The sequence below is a fragment of the Micromonospora gifhornensis genome (assembly GCF_016863515.1).
GTDB lineage: Bacteria > Actinomycetota > Actinomycetes > Mycobacteriales > Micromonosporaceae > Micromonospora > Micromonospora gifhornensis.
In genome coordinates this window covers 51,272-71,422 of sequence record NZ_BOPA01000021.1, presented here as the reverse complement: position 1 = coordinate 71,422, position 20,151 = coordinate 51,272, and the positions used below count along the sequence as shown (strand labels likewise).

The 20,151-nt window shown below is 69.0% G+C and carries 19 protein-coding genes; 13 read left to right on the top strand and 6 right to left on the bottom strand.

Features of this window, described 5'->3' with window-relative positions; all coding sequences use genetic code 11:
* Positions 1-6 precede the first annotated feature (6 nt).
* Complete coding sequence (locus tag Vgi01_RS16050; RefSeq protein WP_102657286.1) at positions 7-702, bottom strand: Ntn hydrolase family protein; 696 nt, start codon at positions 700-702, stop codon at positions 7-9.
* A gap of 143 nt (positions 703-845) precedes the next feature.
* Positions 846-1,358 carry an SMI1/KNR4 family protein gene (locus tag Vgi01_RS16045; protein ID WP_239089001.1) on the bottom strand — a complete coding sequence of 171 codons (513 nt, stop codon included), beginning with the start codon at positions 1,356-1,358 and terminating at the stop codon, positions 846-848.
* Positions 1,359-1,534: 176 nt separating this feature from the next.
* Here Vgi01_RS16045 and Vgi01_RS16040 point away from each other — a divergent pair, with 176 nt between their 5' ends.
* Positions 1,535-2,623: a hypothetical protein gene (locus Vgi01_RS16040; protein WP_102657284.1), complete on the top strand. Its 1,089-nt coding sequence runs from the start codon at positions 1,535-1,537 to the stop codon at positions 2,621-2,623.
* Between the two features lie 113 nt (positions 2,624-2,736).
* Here the strand turns inward: Vgi01_RS16040 and Vgi01_RS16035 are convergent, their stop codons facing one another.
* Together Vgi01_RS16035 and Vgi01_RS31155 are read right to left on the bottom strand one after the other, a co-directional pair.
* The gene (locus tag Vgi01_RS16035; protein ID WP_102657283.1) at positions 2,737-3,516 is read right to left on the bottom strand and encodes an HAD family hydrolase; all 780 of its coding nucleotides are present in this window, start codon (positions 3,514-3,516) and stop codon (positions 2,737-2,739) included.
* Between the two features lie 121 nt (positions 3,517-3,637).
* Positions 3,638-6,763, bottom strand: a complete 3,126-nt coding sequence (locus Vgi01_RS31155; RefSeq protein WP_275409923.1) for a S8 family serine peptidase — start codon at positions 6,761-6,763, stop codon at positions 3,638-3,640.
* A gap of 433 nt (positions 6,764-7,196) precedes the next feature.
* On the opposite strand from Vgi01_RS31155, the gene Vgi01_RS16025 reads away from it, so the two are divergent.
* Together Vgi01_RS16025 and Vgi01_RS16020 are read left to right on the top strand one after the other, a co-directional pair.
* Positions 7,197-8,324: an LLM class flavin-dependent oxidoreductase gene (locus Vgi01_RS16025; protein ID WP_204291539.1), complete on the top strand. Its 1,128-nt coding sequence runs from the start codon at positions 7,197-7,199 to the stop codon at positions 8,322-8,324.
* 15 nt (positions 8,325-8,339) lie between these two features.
* Complete coding sequence (locus tag Vgi01_RS16020) at positions 8,340-9,863, top strand: GMC family oxidoreductase (RefSeq protein WP_204291538.1); 1,524 nt, start codon at positions 8,340-8,342, stop codon at positions 9,861-9,863.
* A 546-nt stretch (positions 9,864-10,409) separates the two neighbouring features.
* On the opposite strand, the gene Vgi01_RS16015 is transcribed toward Vgi01_RS16020, so the two are convergent.
* Entirely contained in the window at positions 10,410-10,883 is a 474-nt protein-coding gene (locus Vgi01_RS16015) for a MarR family winged helix-turn-helix transcriptional regulator (RefSeq protein WP_204291537.1), read from the bottom strand.
* Positions 10,884-10,914: 31 nt separating this feature from the next.
* Here Vgi01_RS16015 and Vgi01_RS16010 point away from each other — a divergent pair, with 31 nt between their 5' ends.
* The 4 genes from Vgi01_RS16010 to Vgi01_RS15995 all read left to right on the top strand — a co-directional run bounded on the left by Vgi01_RS16010 (position 10,915) and on the right by Vgi01_RS15995 (position 14,123).
* On the top strand, positions 10,915-11,979 hold the full coding sequence (locus tag Vgi01_RS16010) for a bifunctional NAD(P)H-dependent oxidoreductase/GNAT family N-acetyltransferase (RefSeq protein WP_275409922.1): 1,065 nt from the start codon (positions 10,915-10,917) through the stop codon (positions 11,977-11,979).
* A gap of 102 nt (positions 11,980-12,081) precedes the next feature.
* Positions 12,082-12,990 (top strand): NADP-dependent oxidoreductase, encoded by a 909-nt coding sequence (locus Vgi01_RS16005; protein ID WP_204291536.1) that lies wholly within the window; start codon positions 12,082-12,084, stop codon positions 12,988-12,990.
* Positions 12,987-13,889 carry an LLM class flavin-dependent oxidoreductase gene (locus Vgi01_RS16000; RefSeq protein WP_102657276.1) on the top strand — a complete coding sequence of 301 codons (903 nt, stop codon included), beginning with the start codon at positions 12,987-12,989 and terminating at the stop codon, positions 13,887-13,889. Before Vgi01_RS16005 ends, Vgi01_RS16000 begins: the two co-directional genes overlap by 4 nt.
* A 36-nt stretch (positions 13,890-13,925) precedes the next feature.
* Positions 13,926-14,123, top strand: coding sequence for a helix-hairpin-helix domain-containing protein (locus Vgi01_RS15995; RefSeq protein WP_204291535.1), 198 nt, complete (start codon positions 13,926-13,928; stop codon positions 14,121-14,123).
* A 48-nt stretch (positions 14,124-14,171) separates the two neighbouring features.
* Here Vgi01_RS15995 and Vgi01_RS15990 read toward each other — a convergent pair whose 3' ends face one another.
* Positions 14,172-14,438 (bottom strand): helix-turn-helix domain-containing protein, encoded by a 267-nt coding sequence (locus Vgi01_RS15990; RefSeq protein WP_102657274.1) that lies wholly within the window; start codon positions 14,436-14,438, stop codon positions 14,172-14,174.
* 73 nt (positions 14,439-14,511) lie between these two features.
* Between Vgi01_RS15990 and map the strand changes: the two genes are divergently transcribed.
* The 6 genes from map (at position 14,512) to Vgi01_RS15960 (ending at position 20,151) form a co-directional block, all read left to right on the top strand.
* The gene (gene map, locus Vgi01_RS15985; RefSeq protein WP_102657273.1) at positions 14,512-15,291 is read left to right on the top strand and encodes a type I methionyl aminopeptidase; all 780 of its coding nucleotides are present in this window, start codon (positions 14,512-14,514) and stop codon (positions 15,289-15,291) included.
* 95 nt (positions 15,292-15,386) lie between these two features.
* The gene (locus Vgi01_RS15980) at positions 15,387-16,802 is read left to right on the top strand and encodes a sugar porter family MFS transporter (protein WP_239088999.1); all 1,416 of its coding nucleotides are present in this window, start codon (positions 15,387-15,389) and stop codon (positions 16,800-16,802) included.
* A gap of 187 nt (positions 16,803-16,989) precedes the next feature.
* Entirely contained in the window at positions 16,990-17,292 is a 303-nt protein-coding gene (locus Vgi01_RS15975; protein WP_013732461.1) for an urease subunit gamma, read from the top strand.
* Positions 17,293-17,324: 32 nt separating this feature from the next.
* Entirely contained in the window at positions 17,325-17,783 is a 459-nt protein-coding gene (locus Vgi01_RS15970) for an urease subunit beta (RefSeq protein ID WP_013732462.1), read from the top strand.
* Positions 17,784-17,821: 38 nt separating this feature from the next.
* A complete protein-coding gene (locus Vgi01_RS15965) occupies positions 17,822-19,540 on the top strand; it encodes an urease subunit alpha (RefSeq protein WP_204291534.1) in 1,719 nt (572 codons plus the stop codon).
* Positions 19,541-19,587: 47 nt separating this feature from the next.
* Positions 19,588-20,151 (top strand): urease accessory protein UreE, encoded by a 564-nt coding sequence (locus Vgi01_RS15960; RefSeq protein WP_102657270.1) that lies wholly within the window; start codon positions 19,588-19,590, stop codon positions 20,149-20,151.

Genomic DNA, 20,151 nt, shown 5'->3' with positions numbered 1-20,151 from the left:
ACGGCGTCAGTCGAACAGTCGGTCGAGCGCTTCCTGTTCGAGGTCGCACCAGCGTTGGACGTCTTTCAACGCCTTGACGATTTCCTTCTCTTCGAGGTGGTGGGCGCCCTCCTCGCGGATGCACGCAATGCTGAACGGCCTGCCGACCGACGGTGAGGTCCGCTCCAGAGCCTCCAGCACCCGTGCCACTCCCACCACGCCGTACTCGGCGGTGCGGGTGGTCATCCGGAAGTGGGACAGCAGCGCGCCGGCCTGCTGGGCCATGGGTGCGCCGGAGCCGATGGCGTGGAAGCCCACATCCTCGTAGCGGCCGATGAGCCCGTTGGGGTTGATCTCCACGATCCACGGCCCGCCCTGGCTGTAGCCGGCCGCGAGCAGGTACGCCGACACCCCGCCGCCGCTGCCCTCGCCGGGCACGTCCGGAATGTAGTTCTGGTAGTGCTTCTTGAAGACGGGCAGGACGCGCTCCTGCAACTCGTCCCCGATGTCGGGTGCTTCGAGGATGGCGGTGGCCGACTCCTCGAGGAGGGGGCGCAGGTCGTTGAGTACTCCGCGTGCGCCGCTGCCGCCCCAGGCGGCGCAGGTGCCCAGTGGGTGCAGCTTCTGGGCGGGGAAGCTCAGACCGCGGCCGCTCTCGGTGATCTGGGAGTCCGCGCCGATCACCACCCCGTCGCTGCAGACAACGGCGAGTACGACGGTCATGGGGTCCTCCTGGCAGGGGTGAGGGGTTGGGCGCGAGGTACCCGGCCGTCCGTCTGCCTACACCCCGAGTTGCAGCCAGACGCCGACGCGCTCGGTGACCCTGTGGCGCCCACCGAGGGCGTGCTGGTCCTGCAGCCACGAGGTCATGGTGTCGGATCCGCCCGGACCTCCGCTTCGAGTTCGGATTCGTCGACGAGGCCGGCCACGAAGGTTTCGAAGTCGGGGGCGAGGACCGTGATCCGGTAGTTCCACTCCTGGTCGACGTGTACGACGGCCGGCTCGCCGGCCGAACGGTAGTCGAGGGCGATCATGTCGTGGCCCGCCGACGGGCAGTCGGCGATGTAGACGCCGATGTCGGGGTAGCCCCATTCCGCGACCCAGAACGCGCTGCCGAACTCGCCGCACAAGCTGAAACGAGCAGTTCGACCGATCGCGGCGAGCATGTCCACGCCGACGTGGTCTTCCGCCCATGAGGTCGGGCTGGGTGCAGGGTGGGCGGTACGGGCGAGCGAGCCGCCGTTGTGCCGACGGGCCAGATCGACGTACGCGGTGGGCAGTTGCCGCCCAAGCTGCGCCTGCACCGACCGCAGGACCTCGTCGGTGAGCGGGTCTTCCAGCGGGCCGGCTCCGTCGAAGACGGCTTCGGGATCGAGCACCGGTCGATGGTAGTCGGTGGAAACAGCGCTTCTGTTCAGGAGTCGCGATTACCGACTTTGATACATGCCGGAGGTGATTGTTTCACGGCACCGAAACATTGGCGCTGCTGATTGTGACCCAGTCGTTACAGCTCGCACACTCCTGTGCGTCATGTTCCGGTCGAACGGAGGAACACATGCGTCTCCGATCACTCGTCAGCACAGCGCTGGCTGCGGTCCTGGCCGCCGCCGGCGCACTCATGCCGACGGCACCTGCCGCAGCCGCCACCGCTGACCGTTGGGGGTTCGCCTACGTCAACAACCCCACCGTGCCGGCCTGGACCGTGCTCGACACCACCCGGCAGTGGGGCAGCTGGAAGACGGCATTCCCGACCGCCTGGGCCCAGGGTGCCAAGCTTGCACCTGGCCGGTTCCAGGTCCGCTTTCCGCAGGTAGGCGCCGGTCCGCGGGGCGTGCCGCACGTGACCCCGGTGAACCGGAGCGGGCATTACTGCGAGGTGGTCCGCTGGGGCCAGTCCGGTGCCGACCAGATCGTTGAGGTGCAGTGCCACCGGCCCGGCGGCGCACCCGACGACACTCCGTTCACCGTGCTCTGGACCACCAGCTCGGGCGTGTTGCCGGCCGGCAACTCCTATGCGTACGTGCAGTGGGCTAGCGGCGCGTTGACGCAGTCGTACAACTCCACGGGCATGGCGAACGCGGCCGGGGCGTTCGGCGTCGGCCAGTACGCGGTGCGGCTGCCCGGGGTGGGGCTGCCCGACCTGCTCGCCGGCAACGTGCAGGTCACCGCCGTGCATCCGAACGCCAATCCCCGCCGATGCAAGGTCAACTCCTGGGGCCCGGTCAGCACCTACGTGCAGGTGGAGGTCTTCTGCTACGACCAGGCCGGCGCGTTCACCAACACCGACTTCGTCCTCTCGTACCACCGCCGACGGTCGGTGGTCGGCTCCTTCGGCCCGCCGAACTACATCGGATACCTGGGTACCGCCGTCGGCGGACCGACCAACGACAACTCGATGGCCGGTGTCGGTGCCAACACGGTGGTGCCGCTGGCGCCCACCGGCCGCTTTCTGGCGACCTTCCCGCAGCTCGGTGTCAGGGAGACGCACGCCCAGGTCGTGGCGCAGGGGCCGGGCAGCAACTACTGCCACCTCACCCAACCCTGGTCGTACACCACTGACGCCGAGGTCGACGTGATCTGCTTCGACAACGCCGGCATGGTCACCCCGCACCGTTTCCTGGCCACCTTCACGTCCCGGGTCTGACGGCGGGGCAGCGTCGGCGGTGGCCCCGGGGCAGGCCGCCGCCGACGCTGCGGCGTCCGGTTCCGCACCATCGCCGAGGTGTCGGCGCCTGGCGGGGCCGAGTAGACCCATCGTCACGTTCGGGCCGACGCTTCCCCTGTCGTTCCCCGGCTCTGGTGCAGCAGGGTGAGCAGGCCGTGGCCGTCGTCGATGCGGGCGTCCGGTCGCAGCTGGGGGTGCGGTGGTTCGTGGTCGGTGCGAGGGGAACGCATGAGGATCGCGGCAGCGGCACCGGCACGTCGGGCGCAGGCGACGTCGCGGTGCACGGTGTCGCCGATGAACCAGCACTCTCCGATCGGTACGCCCATGGCGTCGGCGGCCAACCAGGCCAGCCGCGGGTTGGGTTTACGGAGTCCGGCTTCGTCGCTGTAGAACTCGGCGGCGAACAGGTCGGACAATCCGGCGGCCGCGAGGAAGTCGCGATGCGCGGCCCCGCAGAGCGCGTTGCTGACCACGGCCATCGGCAGACCCGCAGCCGCCGCGGCGTGCAACGCCTCCGGGATCCCAGGGCGGACCTGCCAATCCGATCGCCAGGCCCAGGCGTACGCCAGTGGGGTCGCCGCCTCCTCGACCGCCGTGCGGGCCGGCGCGGGCCAGGAGTGGGTGACGAAGTCCGCCCACACCCGGGCGTGGGGCAGTTCGATGGGATCGTCGAGGTGGCCGCTGTCGTCGCGCCACCTGGCGTACGCCCTGCTGCCCTCGGTCAAATCGGTGATGATCTGCGCGACCGCCACGGTGTCGCCGACCAGGTCGGCCAGCCGCCGGACCAGGTCCGGTGGAGCCGGTGACTGTCGCGGAGCGTCGGCCAGGACGCCACCGAAGTCCAACAGAAGCGCACGAGGCGATCGCAGCATGCCACCATCCTGGCGTACGCAGGACAGAGAAGCTGCGCTCGACGCAACCGATGAAGGCGGGGGCACGGTCCTTGACGGTGGTGGGGCGGTGCGCTCGGCACCGCCCCACCCCTGCTGATGGTTACGGCCAGAAACTCTGTCGGGTGTAGACGAGGTTGCCGGGGACCGGCGTGCCGTTGACGCGGTACTCGGTGTACGCCCAGACGTCGCCCTCGGCCAGCGGCTTGTTCGGCTCCAGCGTGAAGAACACGCTTTCGCCGCGCTGCGAGGTGGAGGGCAGGGTCAAGGTGGCATCCGAGTACGTGGCGTTACGGCTGATGATGGCGTGGCGCAGTTCGAAGTCGACGACCGGGCCACCGGGTATCTGCGCGAACACGTACGCGGTGTAGCGGCCGGGCTCGGGCATGAACTTGTACGCCTGCTCCGCGCTGGTCCAGGAGCCGCTGCTGCGGTGGATCAGCGTGTCGCCCTTGTACAGGTAGAGGTCCAGGTTGGTGTTCGGGTTGGTGGTGTCGGTCTGCACGATGATGCCGGCGGTGTTCGCCGGCACGGTGAAGTCGACCTTCTTCACTCCGGTGGCGTTCGGGTCGAAGACACCGCCGACGACCCCGGCCGGCATCGAGTACGACGCGCGCCGCATCGGCGTGTAACCGGTGCTGCGGCCGGCGAGTGGCCCGGTGAACCCGGGCTGGAAGAAGCCGAAGGCACCGTTGGTGATCCGACCGAACTCCTCCCCGTCGTCACCGTACGACCGGGGGGTGATGCCCCACGGACGGGCGGCGACCGGGATCCGGGCGCTGTGGGCCTTGCCGCGCCAGGTGATCGACCCGGTCACGTAGCGGTCCCAGGGTGCGCTGCCGCGGCTCAGCGTGATGGTCACCGCGGCGGATTGACCGGGTGCCAGGGTCACCGATGCCGGTGACACGGTGACCTTCATGCCGGGCAGGCCGGAGACCGAGGACCGGTAGGTCTCGCGGGTCTTGCCCACGTTGGTCAGGGTGCGGGTGAGGCGTACCGGGCGGGTCCCGTCGTACTCGCGCAGCGAGATGGCGGGCAGGTTGAGTTCGCTGCCGTCGGGTTCGGCCGTTTCGCTGAACTCGATCAGTTCTGCCGCCGTCGGCTCGATGACCAGTCCCGGGTCGGTGGCCCGGGCCAGGTCGACCAGGCCGCTGCCCTGGTCGAGGGGGCTGCTGGTGCCGACGGTGTCGGTGGCGGTGGTGCGTAGCGCGGAGGCGACCGCGCCGGGCGACCAGTCCGGGTGCGTGGCGCGCAGGATCGCTGCGGCTCCGGCCACGTACGGTGAGGCCATCGAGGTGCCGGAGTACGCGTCGTACTCCCGTCCGAAGTTCCCCGGCGGTGCGACCGCGGCGATGATGTTCGAACCGGGCGCGACCAGGTCCGGCTTGAGTACGCCGGTGGCCACGCGGTTCGGGCCGGTGGAGGAGAAGTCCGCGACGCTGGGTAGGCCGGGGAGGCTGGACCCGTCACCGCCGGTGTGCAGTGACGCCGTCGCCGTGGTGGGGTGGCGCATCAGATAGTTGAACAGCTTGCCGGCCTGTTGTGCGGTCGGCAGGGAGATCACCGGGAAGTTGAAGATGGAGTTGATCCGGTAGTTGCCCGCCGGATCGAAGAGCACCATCGCCACCCCGCCCTTGGCCTTGATCTCGGCGGCGGCGCCGAAGATGTCGTACATGGCGCAAGCGACCACTTTGCCCTTGATCTTGGCGGGGTCGAGGCTGCCGGGATCGCAGTACGAGGCTCCCAGGTTCAGCGAGCCGGCCTGCTCGCCGAAGACCATGGGCCGCGGGCCGCCACCGGGCATGGCGTCCAGCGAGCTGCCGACCAGCTTCGTGCCGTCGTGCAGCTTGATGGTGGCCTCGTCGAGCTTCGTCACCGCAGCGCCGACCGTGGTCACCCAGGGCGACGCGTTGCTGATCGCTCCGCTCACGATGCCGGTGTTGCCCGCCGATGCCGCGACGAAGACGCCGGCCAGCGAGGCGTTGAGCAGGGCGACGCCGATGGGGGTGTTGGCCTCCCAGTCACCGAACTCGGTGCCGATCGAGAGGTTGAGCACCTGCACGCCGTCGGCGATCGCCGCGTCGATTCCGGCGATGATGTCGGCGTCGTAGCCCGCACCGGCCCAGAGCACCTTGTAGACGGCGATCTGGGCGTCCGGTGCCACGCCGGAGACGGGACCGAAGCGCTGGCCGTCGATCGTCACGCTCGACAGGGGGAGACCGGCCACGGTGGAGGCGACGTGCGTTCCGTGCCCGCTCATGTCGCGCGGAGACAGCATCTCGCCCTCGGGTACCGAACCTCGGATGGCGACCCACGCGTCGGCGAAGTACCGGGCACCGACGATCTTGCCGTTGCAGTGCTCGGCCACGAAGGCCACGCCGGTCTGGCAGGTGCCCCGCCAGGTCGAGGGGGCGGCCATCCGCTTGGCGAACGACGGGCTCTCCGGCCAGATGCCGGTGTCCAGGACGCCGATCACCATGCCCGCGCCCGTGCCAGGGCCGGGCTTGACCGGCGGACCGGGCTTGCCGGGCTTGGTCGGCGGGCCGGGCTTGCCGGGCTTGGTCGGCGGGCCGGGTTTGCCGGGCTTGGTCGGCGGGCCGGCGGCGCCGGTCGCCTCCGGCTGGTCCGCGTCGGCCGGGGTGCCGGACGGCGGGGTGGCGAGGGCGGCCGGCGTCAACGGCGTACGGGTGCCGAGCGCCTGCGAGGCGGTGACGGCCCGGACCCGCTTGTCCGCGCGCAACGTGCTCACCTGCTGGGCGGTCAGTCGTGCCGAGAACCCGTTGAAGGCGGTGGTGTAGACCGCGCTGACCTGGATCCCGGCGGCGGTGGCGACGGCGGTCCGCTGCGAGTCGAGGTGCTTGCGGTACGCCCGCGACGGCGCCGAGGTCGTGTCGATTGGGTCGCCTGCTTCAGGGCGGGTGCGGGCCAGACCTGACACACCACCGGCGTACCTGGTCAAGGGCTCCTCGGCCAGTTCGACGATGTACAGGCCGGTGCCGGCCTCGTCCACGGCCGCCTGCGGGCCGGTCTCCCGGCTGTCACCGGGCCGACGGTCGGCCCCGCCGGCCAGAGTGGCCGTCCGGTCGGCGGTGAAGTAGCCGTTGCCGTCATCCCTCGGCTCTGCGGGTGCCGCCGATCCGGGGACACCTGTGACGCCGATGACCAGGGCGAAGAGCAGCGCTGGTAACGCCAGTCTTCGGCACCTGTTCCTGCTCGTGCTGTTAGCCACGAGGCTCCTTTCAATGCTCCTTTATGGAGCTCCAACGATTGGTCGCGACCCGCCTGCGGGCAGCGTCCTCACCCAAGTGGTGAATGGTTAATCGACTGTTCGACATTTGTTAAGGTTCATTACTGAGGCGAAGATCACAATTCGCTCCGTCACTGAACCTTCACCCGGTCGGGCGCGCATCGACGCAGCTCGGCGGGGTGGTGTTCCTCGTGGTCGCCAGAGGGCCGAGGCCCGGCGGTGGAGGTTCTCGCGCGCTCGATCCGCTCATGCCCGGTGCAGCCCACCGGCGGCAGCGGTGTGTCGAGGGCGACATATGTTGTAACACCGAATATCTGTCCGGCATAACTTGTTTGGAGAAGCAGGATGACCTGAGGAGGAAGAGCGATGACCAACCACGCCGTAGTCGCCCGGCAGGCCGGAGAGAAGGTCGACGATGTCGTTTGAGATCGGGCTGATCACGTTCGGGGAGCTCACCGCCGACCCGGCCACCGGCCGGCTGCCTGAGCCGCGCCAGCACCTGCGGAGTCTCGTCGAGCTCGCCCGGGTCGCCGACCAGGGCGGCCTGGACGTTCTGGGCGTGGGGGAGCACCACCGCTCGGACTTCGTGGCGACGGCGCCGCCGATGGTGCTGGCGGCGATGGCCGAACACACCAGTCGACTCCGTTTGACCAGCGCCGTCACCGTGCTCGGCTCCGAGGACCCGGTCCGCGTCTGGGAACAGTTCGCCACCCTGGACCTGCTCTCCGGTGGCCGTGCCGAGATCATCGCCGGCCGCGGGTCGTACACCGAGTCCTTTCCACTGTTCGGCTACGACCTCGCCGATTACGCGGAGCTGTTCCGGGAGAAGCTCGACCTGCTGCTGCGGATCCGTGAGACCAACCCGCTCAGCTGGTCGGGCGGGCGCTTCCGCGCGCCGCTACAGGAGGCCGACATCGCACCCCGGTCCCTGCAGGACGAACTGCCGGTCTGGGTCGGTGTCGGCGGAACCCCGGCCTCCGCCGCCCAGACCGGTGCCCGTGGGCTGCCCATGATGCTCGGCGTCCTGCTCGGCACCGTCGACGGTCACGCCGGCATCACCGAGCTGTACCGACGCGCAGCCGAACAGGCCGGTCACGACCCGGCCACCCTGCGGGTCGGGGTCGGCGTGCAGGGCTACGTCGGCAGCACCAGCCAGGAGGCGCGGCGGACGATGTACCCGTACTTCACCGCCGGATTCCGCGACAACAACCACAAGCGGGGTCAGGGATTCGTGCTCACGCCCGAGAAGTTCGACGCCTTCACCGGCCCACGGGGAGCCCTCGTCGTCGGTAGCGCCCAGGAGGTCATCGACAAGGTCGCGGCCTACCACGAGGCGTACGGGATCAGCCGGTTGCTGCTGCACATCGGCTTCGGCGGGATGCCGCAGGGGCAACTGCTCGCGTCGGTGGAGCGGCTGGCCACCGAGGTCGCCCCAGTTCTCCGCCGGGAGCTCACCGTCCCGGCGACCACCTACCCCGGCACGACGGGCGGACACGGGACGACCGTGACGCCCGGATCGAGTGCCGAACCGATCAACAACTGACCAGACGGGGGAACAGTGACAAACATCGACAGCAGTGACGTGGTCGTCGTCGGTGCCGGCACGGCCGGCTCGGTGGTCGTCCGGCGGCTCATCGACGCGGGACATCGCGTCACCGTCCTGGAGGCCGGCCCGACGGACGGACGGCCCGAGATCGGCAGCCCGTTCGGGGCGGGAGCCCTGTTCGCCAGTGAGGTGGACTGGAAGCTGTCCACAGTGCCGCAGGCGCACGCCAACAACCGCGTTCTCTACCAGCCTCGCGGCCGGAGTCTCGGCGGCAGCACGATCCTCAACGGCATGCTGTACGTCCGCGGCGCGCGAAGCGACTACGACGCGTGGGCCGCCGCCGGTGCCACCGGTTGGTCGTGGCGGGAGGTCGAACCGTACTTCCGTCGGATCGAGAACTACGACGGACCGGGCCGGGCCGGCCGAGGCACCGACGGGCCGCTGCGGGTGCACCACAACACCGACCCGGACCCGCTCGTGACCGCCTTCGTCGACGCGGCTGTTCAGGCCGGACACCCCTACAACGACGACTACAACGCCGAGGACAGCCGGGGCGCGAGCTACGCGCAGGCCACCCTTCACCGGGGGGAGCGGGTGACCGCATGGCGGGCGTACGCGCAACCGGTCGCCGATTCCGCGTCGCTGCGGGTCATCACCGACGCGTTGGTGACGAGGATCGTCATCGAGAACGGCCGGGCGGTCGGCGTCGAGTACGTCCGCGACGGCCAGCGGCGCGTCATCCGGGCCGAGAAGGAGGTCGTGCTCTCCGCCGGTGTCTTCGGCACCCCGCACCTTCTCATGCTCTCCGGCATCGGTGCCCCCGAGCACCTACGCCAGCACGGCATCGAGGTGGTGCGGGAGTTGCCCGGCGTCGGGCGGAACCTCCGCGACCACGTGGGTAGCCCCATGGTGTGGGAGAGCCGTCTCGACGTTCCGGCGCCCCGGATGACCGGCATCGAGGCGCAGCTGATCACCGATTCGGCGGACACCGGGACGATCCAGCCCGACCGCCAGGCGGTCTTCATCTCCTTCGTCTACTCCACCATCACGGAGAACCTGCCGGACCGGGGATTCACCGCCCTGGCCCTGCTGCTGCACCCGCACAGTCAGGGCGAGGTGCGGCTGCGCTCCGCGGACCCCGCCGACGCGCCGCTGATCGACCCCGGCATCCTGTCCGACCGCCGCGACCTGGACGCGCTGGTCGACCATCTCGAATCACTGCGGGATGTCGCCCGGCAGCCGGCGCTCGACACGTGGATCAAATCCGAGGTCTATCCCGGGCCCGACCGCATGAGCCGCGGCGAGCTCCGCGACTACGTGAGGGCGTCGGTGGACAGCGGCCAGCACCAGGTGGGTACGGCACGCATCGGCACCGACCCGCTGGCCGTCGTCGATCCTCAGCTCGTCGTGCACGGCGTGGCAGGGCTGCGGATCGCCGACGCCTCGGTCATGCCCGTCACGCCCGCCGGCAACACCGCCGCACCGACCCTCATGATCGGGGAGCGGGCGGCCGATCTGATCCTGGACAACCGCTGATCCGAGAGCAGGCTCGCGGCAGTGTCCAGTTCGGACTGTAACGCGTCGATATTGACGAGCGCGACCATTCAGCGCATTACCTGCTGTTCTGTGCTCGGTTGTTGGCAAGGGGAACTGATGTGCCCTTGACGGACTGAGAAAAGAACGTGCGCTGCGTGTGTCGATCGTGAAGGCATGCGCGTACGCTGATTCACCATCACGCGGTCCCTAATTCTAGGAGGTGATCACGGTGAAGGGTGACGTTCGTGGAGTGGCCAACGCGGTCTGACGGTCAGTGAACCGGCGTCAGCGACAAGGAATTGCCTCTTGTCGCTGACGCACCGAGAGTCCTAGCCGGCAGCATCATGCTCTTGAGCTGCTGACACTCGCTGCCGGCTAGGCGCCTCGACCCGCTTGCGGACCGCGTGAATTCGATCTCCGCGGTCTGTCGAATAGCATTACGGCTCATCGACAACGAGCCAATCAGTGGCATTCTGATCCGAAGAGAGGACTGGTTCGGGCGTTCGTCATTCCGTGCCACGGGAATGTCATTATCGCCGCGCCCGATCAGCTGTCGGCTGTGGGTTCTTCCAGCTTCCGGGCGATCCGTTCGATGGCGCTGAAGTCTTCCGCGTCGAGTCGGTCGATGAAATGACGTCGTACCGACTCGACGTGGGTCGGTGCGGCCTCTTCGAGAGCGGCCAGACCCTGGGCGGTGAGGGTGAGCAGGCAGCCGCGACCGTCGTTCGGGTCGGGGGTGCGTCGCAGCAGACCGCGAGCCTCCATCCGGGTGGCGTGCCGGGACAGACGACTGCGTGACCAGCCCATCTTGTCGGCCTGCTCGCCCAGGCCGCTTGTGTGGTCGGGTCGCTCCGAGAGGGTGCTCAGCACCTCGTAGTCGGGTTCGGAGAGCCCGATCGCCGCGAGATCACCGGTGGTGCCGGTCGAGACGGCGACCATCACCCGCCGGTACGCCCGCCACGCCCGCTCCTCGTCCGGATTCAACCAGCGTACGGGCTTCGCTGCCGGCTTCGTTGACATGTAATCAATCTAGCACCTACGATTCGTTTCCATGTCAACGAGATCGATTCGTGTTCTTGCCCTGGTGTGCAGCACCCGCCCCGGCGCCCTCGGCCCGGTCGTCGGGCAGTGGCTTGTCGAAACGCTCACCCCACGGGCTGCGGGGCTCGGCGTCGAGCTCGTACCGGTCGCCATCGGCGACCTGAACCTGCCGTTCCTGGACGAGGAGGAGCATCCGGCGTCGGGCAGCTACCGGCACGAGCACACGCTGCGCTGGAGCGAGACCGTCGACGCTGCGGACGGCTTCATCGCAATCACCCCGGAGTACAACTACGGGATGCCGGCGACCCTGAAGAACGCGCTGGACTACCTCAGTCGCGAATGGGCGTGGAAGCCGTTCGGGTTCGTCAGCTACGGCCACACCTCGGCCGGCACCCGGGCGGTCCAGCACGCCAAGCAGGTGGTCACCACGTTGCGCCTGGTCCCGCTCGGTGCCACCGTCGCGATCCGTATCGGCGCGGCAATGCAGGACGGGCGACTGCGGCCCGACGCCGCCCACCACGCGGCGGGTGTCGGCCTGCTGGAGGAACTGGTCCGGGTCGCGCACGCGCTGCGGCCGATGCGGGAACGCGCGCACGTCGGATCCAGCCCCGGTCCGCTGCCTGGTTCCTACGCCAGACGACTGACGGCCGACGACGCGGGCCAGGTGACGGTGCTCCAGCGGTGCTGCTGGGTGGACGAGGCCCTCGCCAACGACACAATGGACATACCGGCCCTGCACGAGTCGCCGGAGCAGGTGCGAGAGTGGCTGACCAGTTGGCACGCCACCGGCCTGTGGCGGGACGGCCGACTACTGGGCATGGTGCGGTCCCGCCGCGTCGACACCGACTGGCACGTGGGCCGGCTCGCTGTCGCTCCTGACCTGCGCGGCCAGGGGCTGGGCCGGTGGCTGCTGCGGACCGCCGAAGCCGCCGCCGATCCCGACTGCCGTCGCATGGTGCTGTTCACCGGGGCGAGGAGCCAGCGCAACATCGACCTCTACCACAGCGAGGGGTACCGACAGGTGTCGCTCGCCAGCCCGGACGGCACCACCTGCCTGGCCAAGCCGGCAGCCTGAGGAATCGCTGCCGCGCCCCCGGTCGGCGATCGTCTCTTGACCTCACCTGTGGTTGAGGTTTGAGACTGGCTCCTGCGGCGACGGATCACGGGGAGGCCACACATGAAGGCAGTGGTGTTCAGACAGGTCGGCGGGCCAGAGGTGCTGGAGTGGGCTGAGGTCGAGACGCCGCAGGCGGGCCCCGGCCAGGTCCGGGTGAGTGTGCGGGCGGCCGGCGTGCAGCCCATCGACTGCGCGGTACGCGCCGGGTCTACGCCCGACTGGGCGCGGGCCCCACTGCCCGCGGTGCCGGGCAACGAGTTCACCGGAGTGGTCGATCAGGTTGGTGACGGGGTCGACGGCGTCGCCGTCGGTGACGAGGTGCTGGGCTTCGGCTTCATGAACGCCGCGGCCGAGTTCATCGTGGTACCCGCCGACCAGGTGACCGCCAAGCCGGCCGCCATGCCCTGGGAGGTCGCCGGAGGGTTCAGCGGCGCGGCCCAGACCGCGCACATCGCCCTCGAACAGATCCGGCCCGCGTACGGCGAAACCCTGCTCGTGCACGGCGCGGCCGGTGCCGTCGGCGCGGTGGCGGTGCAACTCGCGCTGCGGGCCGGAGCCCGTGTGGTGGGCACGGCCGGTGCTGCCAACCAGGACTATCTGCGTACCCTCGGCGCGGTGCCTGTGGTCTACGGCCCTGACCTGGTCGACCGTCTCCGCGGCCTGTTGCCGGACGGCGCCGATCTGGTGCTCGACGGTGCCGGCGGTGAGGCGCTCACCGCGTCCCTGGCCCTCTGCGCCGACCGCTCCCGGATCCTCACCCTGACCGAGCACGCCCGCGCTGCCGACCTCGGCATCCGGACCACCCCGAACCTGCGTTCCGCTGCCCGCCTCGCTGCTCTCGCCGCCCTCTATGCCACAGGTGACCTGCGCTTCCCTGTCCGTCGGACCTATCCGATGGCGAAGGCCGCCGACGCCCATCGGGAGGTGGAGACCGGCCACGGCCGGGGCAAGGTGGTCCTGGTCCGATGAAGGTCGGCGTGATCCTGCCCTCGCTGACCATCCAACGGCGAGACTCCCTCGACCTTGCCGCCGCCGCCCGCCACGCGGAGGACGCTGGTCTGGACAGCGTGTGGCACGGCGATCATCTCGCCGTCGGGATGCCCACCGTGGACTGCACGATCGCCCTGGCCGTCGCCGCGACCGCCACCGCCCGCATCCGGATCGGCGCGAGCGTCTTCATTCCCGCGATCCGCCCGTTGGTGTGGGCCGCGAAGCAGGTGGCGAGCCTGCAACTGGTCTCCGGCAACCGGCTCCTGCTCGGTGTCGGCTCCGGTGGTGGTGCCGCCCAGTGGGCGGCGGCGGGTGTCGCCTTCCGCGAGCGCGGCCCGCGTACCGACACCGCGCTGCGGCTGCTACCCGGACTGTTGGCGGGCGAGTCGGTGACCATGCCGGACGGGAGCGCGGTCACCCTCTCGCCCGGTGTCGAGGTTCCGCCGCTGTGGGTGGGCAACGCCTCGACGCTGGCGATCGACCGGGCAGCCCGGCTGGGCGACGGCTGGTTCCCGTCACTGATCACTCCCACGGCACTGGCGCAGGGCCGGGAGCGACTCAATGCGGTGGCCGCCGCTGCCGGCCGACCGGTGCCGACGGTGACCATCGGTGCCACCGGTGCGTTGGGCGACGCCCCGGGCACGCCCTCCCGTACAGAGTTGGCGGCAGGGCTGGCCGGCGCGTACCGGCACACCGCCCGCGACGCCGAGGAGCTTCCCGTCACCGGTGGGCCGGACGAGGCCGCCGCACGCCTCGCGGAGTACGCCGCCCACGGCGCGAACCATGTGGTCATCGGATTGTCCGGCCCGGACTGGCGGGCACAGGTCGATCTCCTCGCCGAGGTTCGCCGCCGGTTACCAGGACCGGGTGACGAGTGATTCGCGGGTTTTGTCCGCCAGCTTAGGATCAAGGACATGAATTCCGATCTCGACACCCTGCCGAAGATCAGTGCGCCGGCGACGCGGGCGCTGCACAACGCCGGCTACACGACGCTGCGCGATCTCGTCGGGGTGTCGCGCGCCGAGTTGGCCGAGCTGCATGGCATGGGACCGAAGGCACTCGGGATCATCGAGAGTGCGCTTGAGGAGCACAACCTGACTCTCGGTAGGTGACGCAAGGTCTGGCATGACGTGCCGGCGGGCTCACCGGTTCAACGGGGTTCAGGACGCCCGACGGGTCGGCATGTCGGCCAGCCAGACGTCCGCCAGCTCGTTGAGCGGCACGTCGAGGGCCTGGCTGAGGCAGACCACCGTGCCGAACGCCGGTGCGGGCAGGCGACCGGCCTCGATCTTGCGCAGGGTCTCGGGGGAGATGCCGGCTGCCAGGGCCACCTCGACGAGGCTGCGGCCGGCGCGCGCGGCCCGCAGCGCCGTTCCGAGGCGCTGGCCCGCCGCGATCTGTTCGGCGGTGAGCGGTTGGCGAACCATGCCAGCAGGATAGTCCGCCGACGCCCCGACCCGTCATGGTATAAAAATACCGCTTCATCGAGGGGGGGTTGTCGTGATCGAGTTGAAGTCCGCCGAGGAGATCGGCCGGATGGCGGTGACCGGCCAGTTCGTCGGCGAACTGCTCGCCGAGTTGCGCACTGTCGCCGCAGTCGGCGTCAACCTGATGGACCTCGAACACCATGCCCGTCGCCGCATCGCCGAACGCGGCGCCGAATCCTGCTACTGGGACTACGCTCCCTCGTTCGGTCGGGGGCCGTTCCGCAACGTGCTGTGCCTGTCGGTAAACGACGCGGTGCTGCACGGCCTGCCCCACGACTACGTGTTGCGCGACGGCGACCTGCTCAGCATTGACATGGCGGTCGGCATCGACGGTTGGGTCGCCGACTCGGCGCTCTCCTTCGTCGTCGGCACACCCGACCCGGCCGACCTGAGGCTGATCGAGGCCACCGAGGTCGCACTGGAGGCCGCCATCGCCGCCGCCCAGCCCGGTGGTCGCCTCGGTGACATCTCCGCCGCGATCGGCGAGGTCGCCGAGGCGTACGGCTACGGGGTCAACGCCGAGTTCGGCGGACATGGCATCGGCCGCACCATGCACGAGGCCCCGCACGTGGCCAACAACGGCCGTCCCCGCCGCGGGCTGAAGCTCGACCCCGGCCTGACCCTGGCCATCGAGCCTTGGTTCTGCCGCTCCACGGACAAGATCAGGTACGACAGCGACGGCTGGACGATCCGCTCCGCCGACGGCTCCCGCACCGCCCACTCCGAACACACCGTCGCCATCACCGACGCCGGCCCGCAGGTGCTGACCCGGCGGCCCGCGCCCGGTCACTGACAGGGACTTTTCCGTCCAGATCCGTAAACCTCTCATTCTTGCTACAAAAGGGATGAGGTGGTGATTCCGGGCGGAAGAGGTGACCGTGACAGCGGGTGACAGCGCGGCCGGTCGAACCAAGCCCCCCAGACGCAATTTCGTGGCGATCATCGCGATCGTCGTGCTGTCCCGGTGCCTTCTTCGGCTACAACCAGGGCGTCATCAGCGGAACCCTGAGCGACATCCGTCAGGCCTTCCACGCGGACACCTTCGCCGTCGAGGCGGCGGCGAGCTGGGTGACGATCGGCGCGTTGGTCGGTGCGTTGGTCGGTGGTCATCTCGCGGACCGGATAGGTCGGCGGGGCGCCCTGTGGGTCGCCGCCGCCACGTACATCCTCGGCACGGTCGTCCAGGCTGCCGCGCCGAGCATCGCCGTACTGTCCGGTGCGCGGCTGGTGCTCGGCGTGGGTATCGGGGTGGCGTCGGTCGCCGGGCCGATGTTCGCGGCCGAGGCCGCCCCCGAGCGGATCCGGGGCGGGCTGGTGGCGGTCTACCAGCTCTCGATCACCGCCGCGATCTTCATCGGCTACCTCGCCGACGAGTTGTTCACCCGATCCGGGTCGTGGCGCTATCTGCTGGGCGCCGCGGTGCTGCTGGGCGTGGCCCTGATCCTGATCACCGTCGTGATACCGGACTCCGCGATCTGGTACCTGCGCCGGGGCGACCGGGATCGGGCGCAGCGTTCGTTGGCGCGTACGGTGCCGCAGGCGAAGGTGCAGTCCCGGCTCCAGGACATGGAGCAGAGCCTGCGGGGCAGGCGGGCGAGCTGGCGGGAACTGCTGTCCGCGCAGTGGCGGCGGCCGTTGGCTCTCGGCATCGGGCTGGCGCTGTTCCAGCAGATGACAGGCATCAACGGCATCATCTACTACGCGGACTCGATCTTCGCGGCGGCGGGATTCCGGACGGCCGAGGCGCAACTGTCCGCCACGACGTGGGCGATCGGCGCCGTCAACACCGTCTTCGCCGTGGTGGCCGTCGGTCTGCTGGACCGGGTCGGCCGACGTCCCCTGCTGCTGGTGGGGCTGTTGGGCATGGCCGCCGCGCTGGTCATGGTGAGTGTGAGCTTCCTGAAGCTCGGCTCCGGGCGGTCGGGAACCGAGACGCCGGGGCTGCCCGACGCGGGTGTCTTCCTGCTGTCCGGGGTGATCCTGTTCATCGCCTTCTACGCCATGACGATCGGCCCGGCGACCTGGACCATCATCAACGAGATCTATCCCGGCCCCATCCGGGGACGGTGCGTCGCCATCGCCTCGGCGACCCACTGGGGCGCCGAGTACGTGATCACGCAGTTCTTCCTGAGCCTGCTCGACGCGCTCGGCCGGGCCGGTGTGTTCGCGCTCTTCGCCGGGCTGTGCGCGCTCGGGTTCGTGTTCGTCTGGCGGTACCTGCCCGAGACCAGGGGCAAGACGCTGGAACAGATCCAGGACATGTGGGCCGCCGGCGGCAGGGCCCACGGTCACCGAAAGCCTTAAATCCTGTCTCTCGGATCAAACCACCGCAAACCGGTCTAACTAGTCCTACAGTCGGACGTGGCATTCGGTAGGTCGATGAGCGGGAACGCCAGACGCGGCAGCAGGGTGGCTCGGCGCGAACCCGTACCGACGGGTCCGCCCAACCGGCCGGCGACGCCATCCGGCGACTGCTGAGAAGGATCAGGAAATGCATCTCACTCCGAGAGAATTCGACAAGCTCACCATCCTCTCGTTGGCGATGGTGGCCAATGCCCGGCGGGCGAAGGGTCTGAAGCTCAACCATCCCGAGTCGGTGGCGGTGATCTGCGCCGCGGCCCTGGAGGGCGCCCGCGAGGGCAAGACCGTCGAAGAGGTCATGAACGACGCACGCACCGTGCTCAAGGCCGACGACGTGATGCCCGGCGTGGGGGACATGATCCCGATGCTCCAGGTCGAGGCGGTGTTCACCGACGGATCCCGGCTGATCACCATCCACTCGCCCATTCAATGAGGCGCTCCCTTTCGTGACAGAGCGAGGCAGAAATGGCGAAACAACATCCGGGACCGAACTCCAAGCACCTGCGCCCGATCGGTGGATACAAGCTCAGCGACCAGCCGTTGGAGCTCAACGCCGGCCGTCCGGTGATCGAAGTCGTCGTGCACAACACCGGTGACCGGCCCATCCAGGTCGGCTCCCACTTCCACTTCTTCGAGGCGAACCGGTACCTCGAATTCGATCGACCGGCCGCCTTCGGCAAACGACTCAACATCCCGGCGACCACGTCGATCCGGTTCGAGCCGGGTGACCGCAAGACCGTGCAACTGATCCCGTTCGGTGGTCTGCAACGCGTGTACGGGTTCAACGGCCTGGTCCAGGGCTGGACCGGCGACGACCCGACGCCGCCGGACTACCGACCGGATCGTGCCGAGTCGCTGCACAACGCCAGGACACGCGGCTTCAAGTTCAGCGCGCAGGACCAGGGCGACAACAAGAAGCAGTAGGCGCCGACGAGCGCGTACGGAACCTGGAGCGGAAGAGAATGAGTCAGATTTCGCGGCAAGAATATGCCGGGATGTACGGCCCCACCACGGGCGACCAGATCCGGTTGGCCGACACCGACCTCTACATCGAGATCGAGAAGGACCTGCGGGTCCTCGGCGACGAGGTCATGTACGGCGGCGGCAAGACCCTGCGCGACGGCATGGGCAGCAGCAGCCAGGCCACCAACGCCGAGGGGGTGGTCGACCTGGTGATCACCAACGTCACCATCGTGGACGCGCTGCTCGGCGTGATCAAAGCCGATGTCGGCATCAAGGACGGCAGGATCGCCGGGATCGGCAAGGCCGGCAATCCGAACATCATGGACGGGGTGACCCCCGGCCTGGTGACCGGACCGGGAACCGACGCCATCTCCGGCGAACACCTGATCCTGACCGCCGGCGGCATCGACGCCCACGTCCACCTGGTCACGCCGTTCCAGGTGCAGACGGCGCTCAGCAACGGGGTGACCACCCTCTGGGGTGGCGGCACCGGCCCCACCGACAGCACCAACGGCGTCACCATCACGCCGGGCCCGTGGAACATCCACAACATGATGCGGGCCTTCGAGAACCTGCCGATCAACATCGGCCTGCTGGGCAAGGGCAACAGCAGCGGTCGCGCGCCGCTGGTGGAGCAGATCATGGCCGGGGTGCCGAGCTTCAAGATCCACGAGGACTGGGGCGCGCCTCCGGCGGTGATCCGCTCGTGCCTGGCCGTCGCCGACGAGTTCGACGTACAGGTCAGCATCCACACCGACACCCTCAACGAGAGCGGTTACATCGAGGACTCGATCGCCGCCTTCGAGGGCCGGACCATCCACACCTTCCACACCGAGGGCGCCGGCGGCGGCCACGCACCGGACATCATCAAGGTGGCCGGTCAGATGAACGTGCTGCCCGGCTCGACCACGCCCACCGTGCCGTACGGCATCAACAGCCAGTCCGAGCTGTACGACATGATCATGGTCTGTCACAACTTCAACCCGAAGGTCCCCTCCGACGTGGCCTTCGTGGAGAGCCGCATCCGCACCGAGACCATCGCGGCCGAGGACGTGTTGCTCGACGAGGGCGTCATCTCGATGATGCAGAGCGACTCGCAGGCCATGGGCCGGGTGGGGGAGACCTGGCTGCGCACCATCCAGCTCGCCGGCCAGATGAAGAACGTCCGCGGCAAGCTCGCCGAGGACTCGTCGAGCAACGACAACTTCCGAGTGCTGCGCTACGTCGCCAAGATGACCATCAACCCGGCCATCACCCAGGGCGTCTCCCACGTCATCGGATCGGTGACCCCGGGCAAGCTGGCCGACCTCGTGCTCTGGGAGCCCGCCTTCTTCGGGGTGAAGCCCAAGATGGTGCTCAAGGGCGGGATGATCGCCTGGTCGATCATGGGCGACCCGAACGCCTCGCTGCCCACGCCGCAGCCGGTCTACTACCGACCCTCGTTCGGCGCGACCGGGACCCAGGTCGCCAAGAACTGCGTCACCTTCGTCTCCAAGGCCGCCCACGAGAACGGCATCGGCGAACAGCTGGGCCTGCAACGGCAGGTCATGCCGGTCTACCAGTGCCGCAACCTGACCAAGCGGGACATGGTGCGCAACGACCGGACCCCGAAGCTCGAGGTCGACCCGGAGACCTTCGCGGTGAAGATGGACGGCGTCCACGCGACCGTGCCGGCGGCCAAGAACCTCCCGATGAGCCAGCTCTACTTCTTCAGCTGACGCGTACGCGGTACCGCCCGCGTGCGGATCGCGTGAAAGGACGACACATGATCGTGGAAGCGGTGCTCGGCAACGTGGCCGAGCCGGACTGGACCGAGCGGCTGAGCCAGGCCAAGGTCGACGACCTGGTCCTCGACCAGTGGGAGGCCCAGAAGAGTCGGCTGCGCAAGGCGACGAGCCTCGGCACCGAACTCGCGCTCTCCCTGTCCCGGGGCGTACGCCTGCGCGACGGCGACATTCTTGCCTGGGACGAACTCACCGCGACGGCGGTGGTGGCCCGCATCGCGCTCGGCGAGGTGATGGTCGTGCACCTGGACAAGTTGCACGGCGAATCCCTGGACATGGTGATCCGCTCGGCAGTGGAACTCGGTCACGCCATCGGCAACCAGCACTGGCCGGCCGTGGTGAAGGGCACCGAGATGTACGTGCCGCTGACCGTGGACCGCAAGGTCATGGATTCGGTGATGCGGACCCACTCGTTCACCGGCATCACGCACGAGTTCATCGCCGGTACGGAGGTCATCGCCTACCTCGCCCCGCACGAGTCGCGGCGGTTGTTCGGCGGAGCGGACTCCACCCCGCACACGCACCTGCCCGCCGAGCTCAACTGA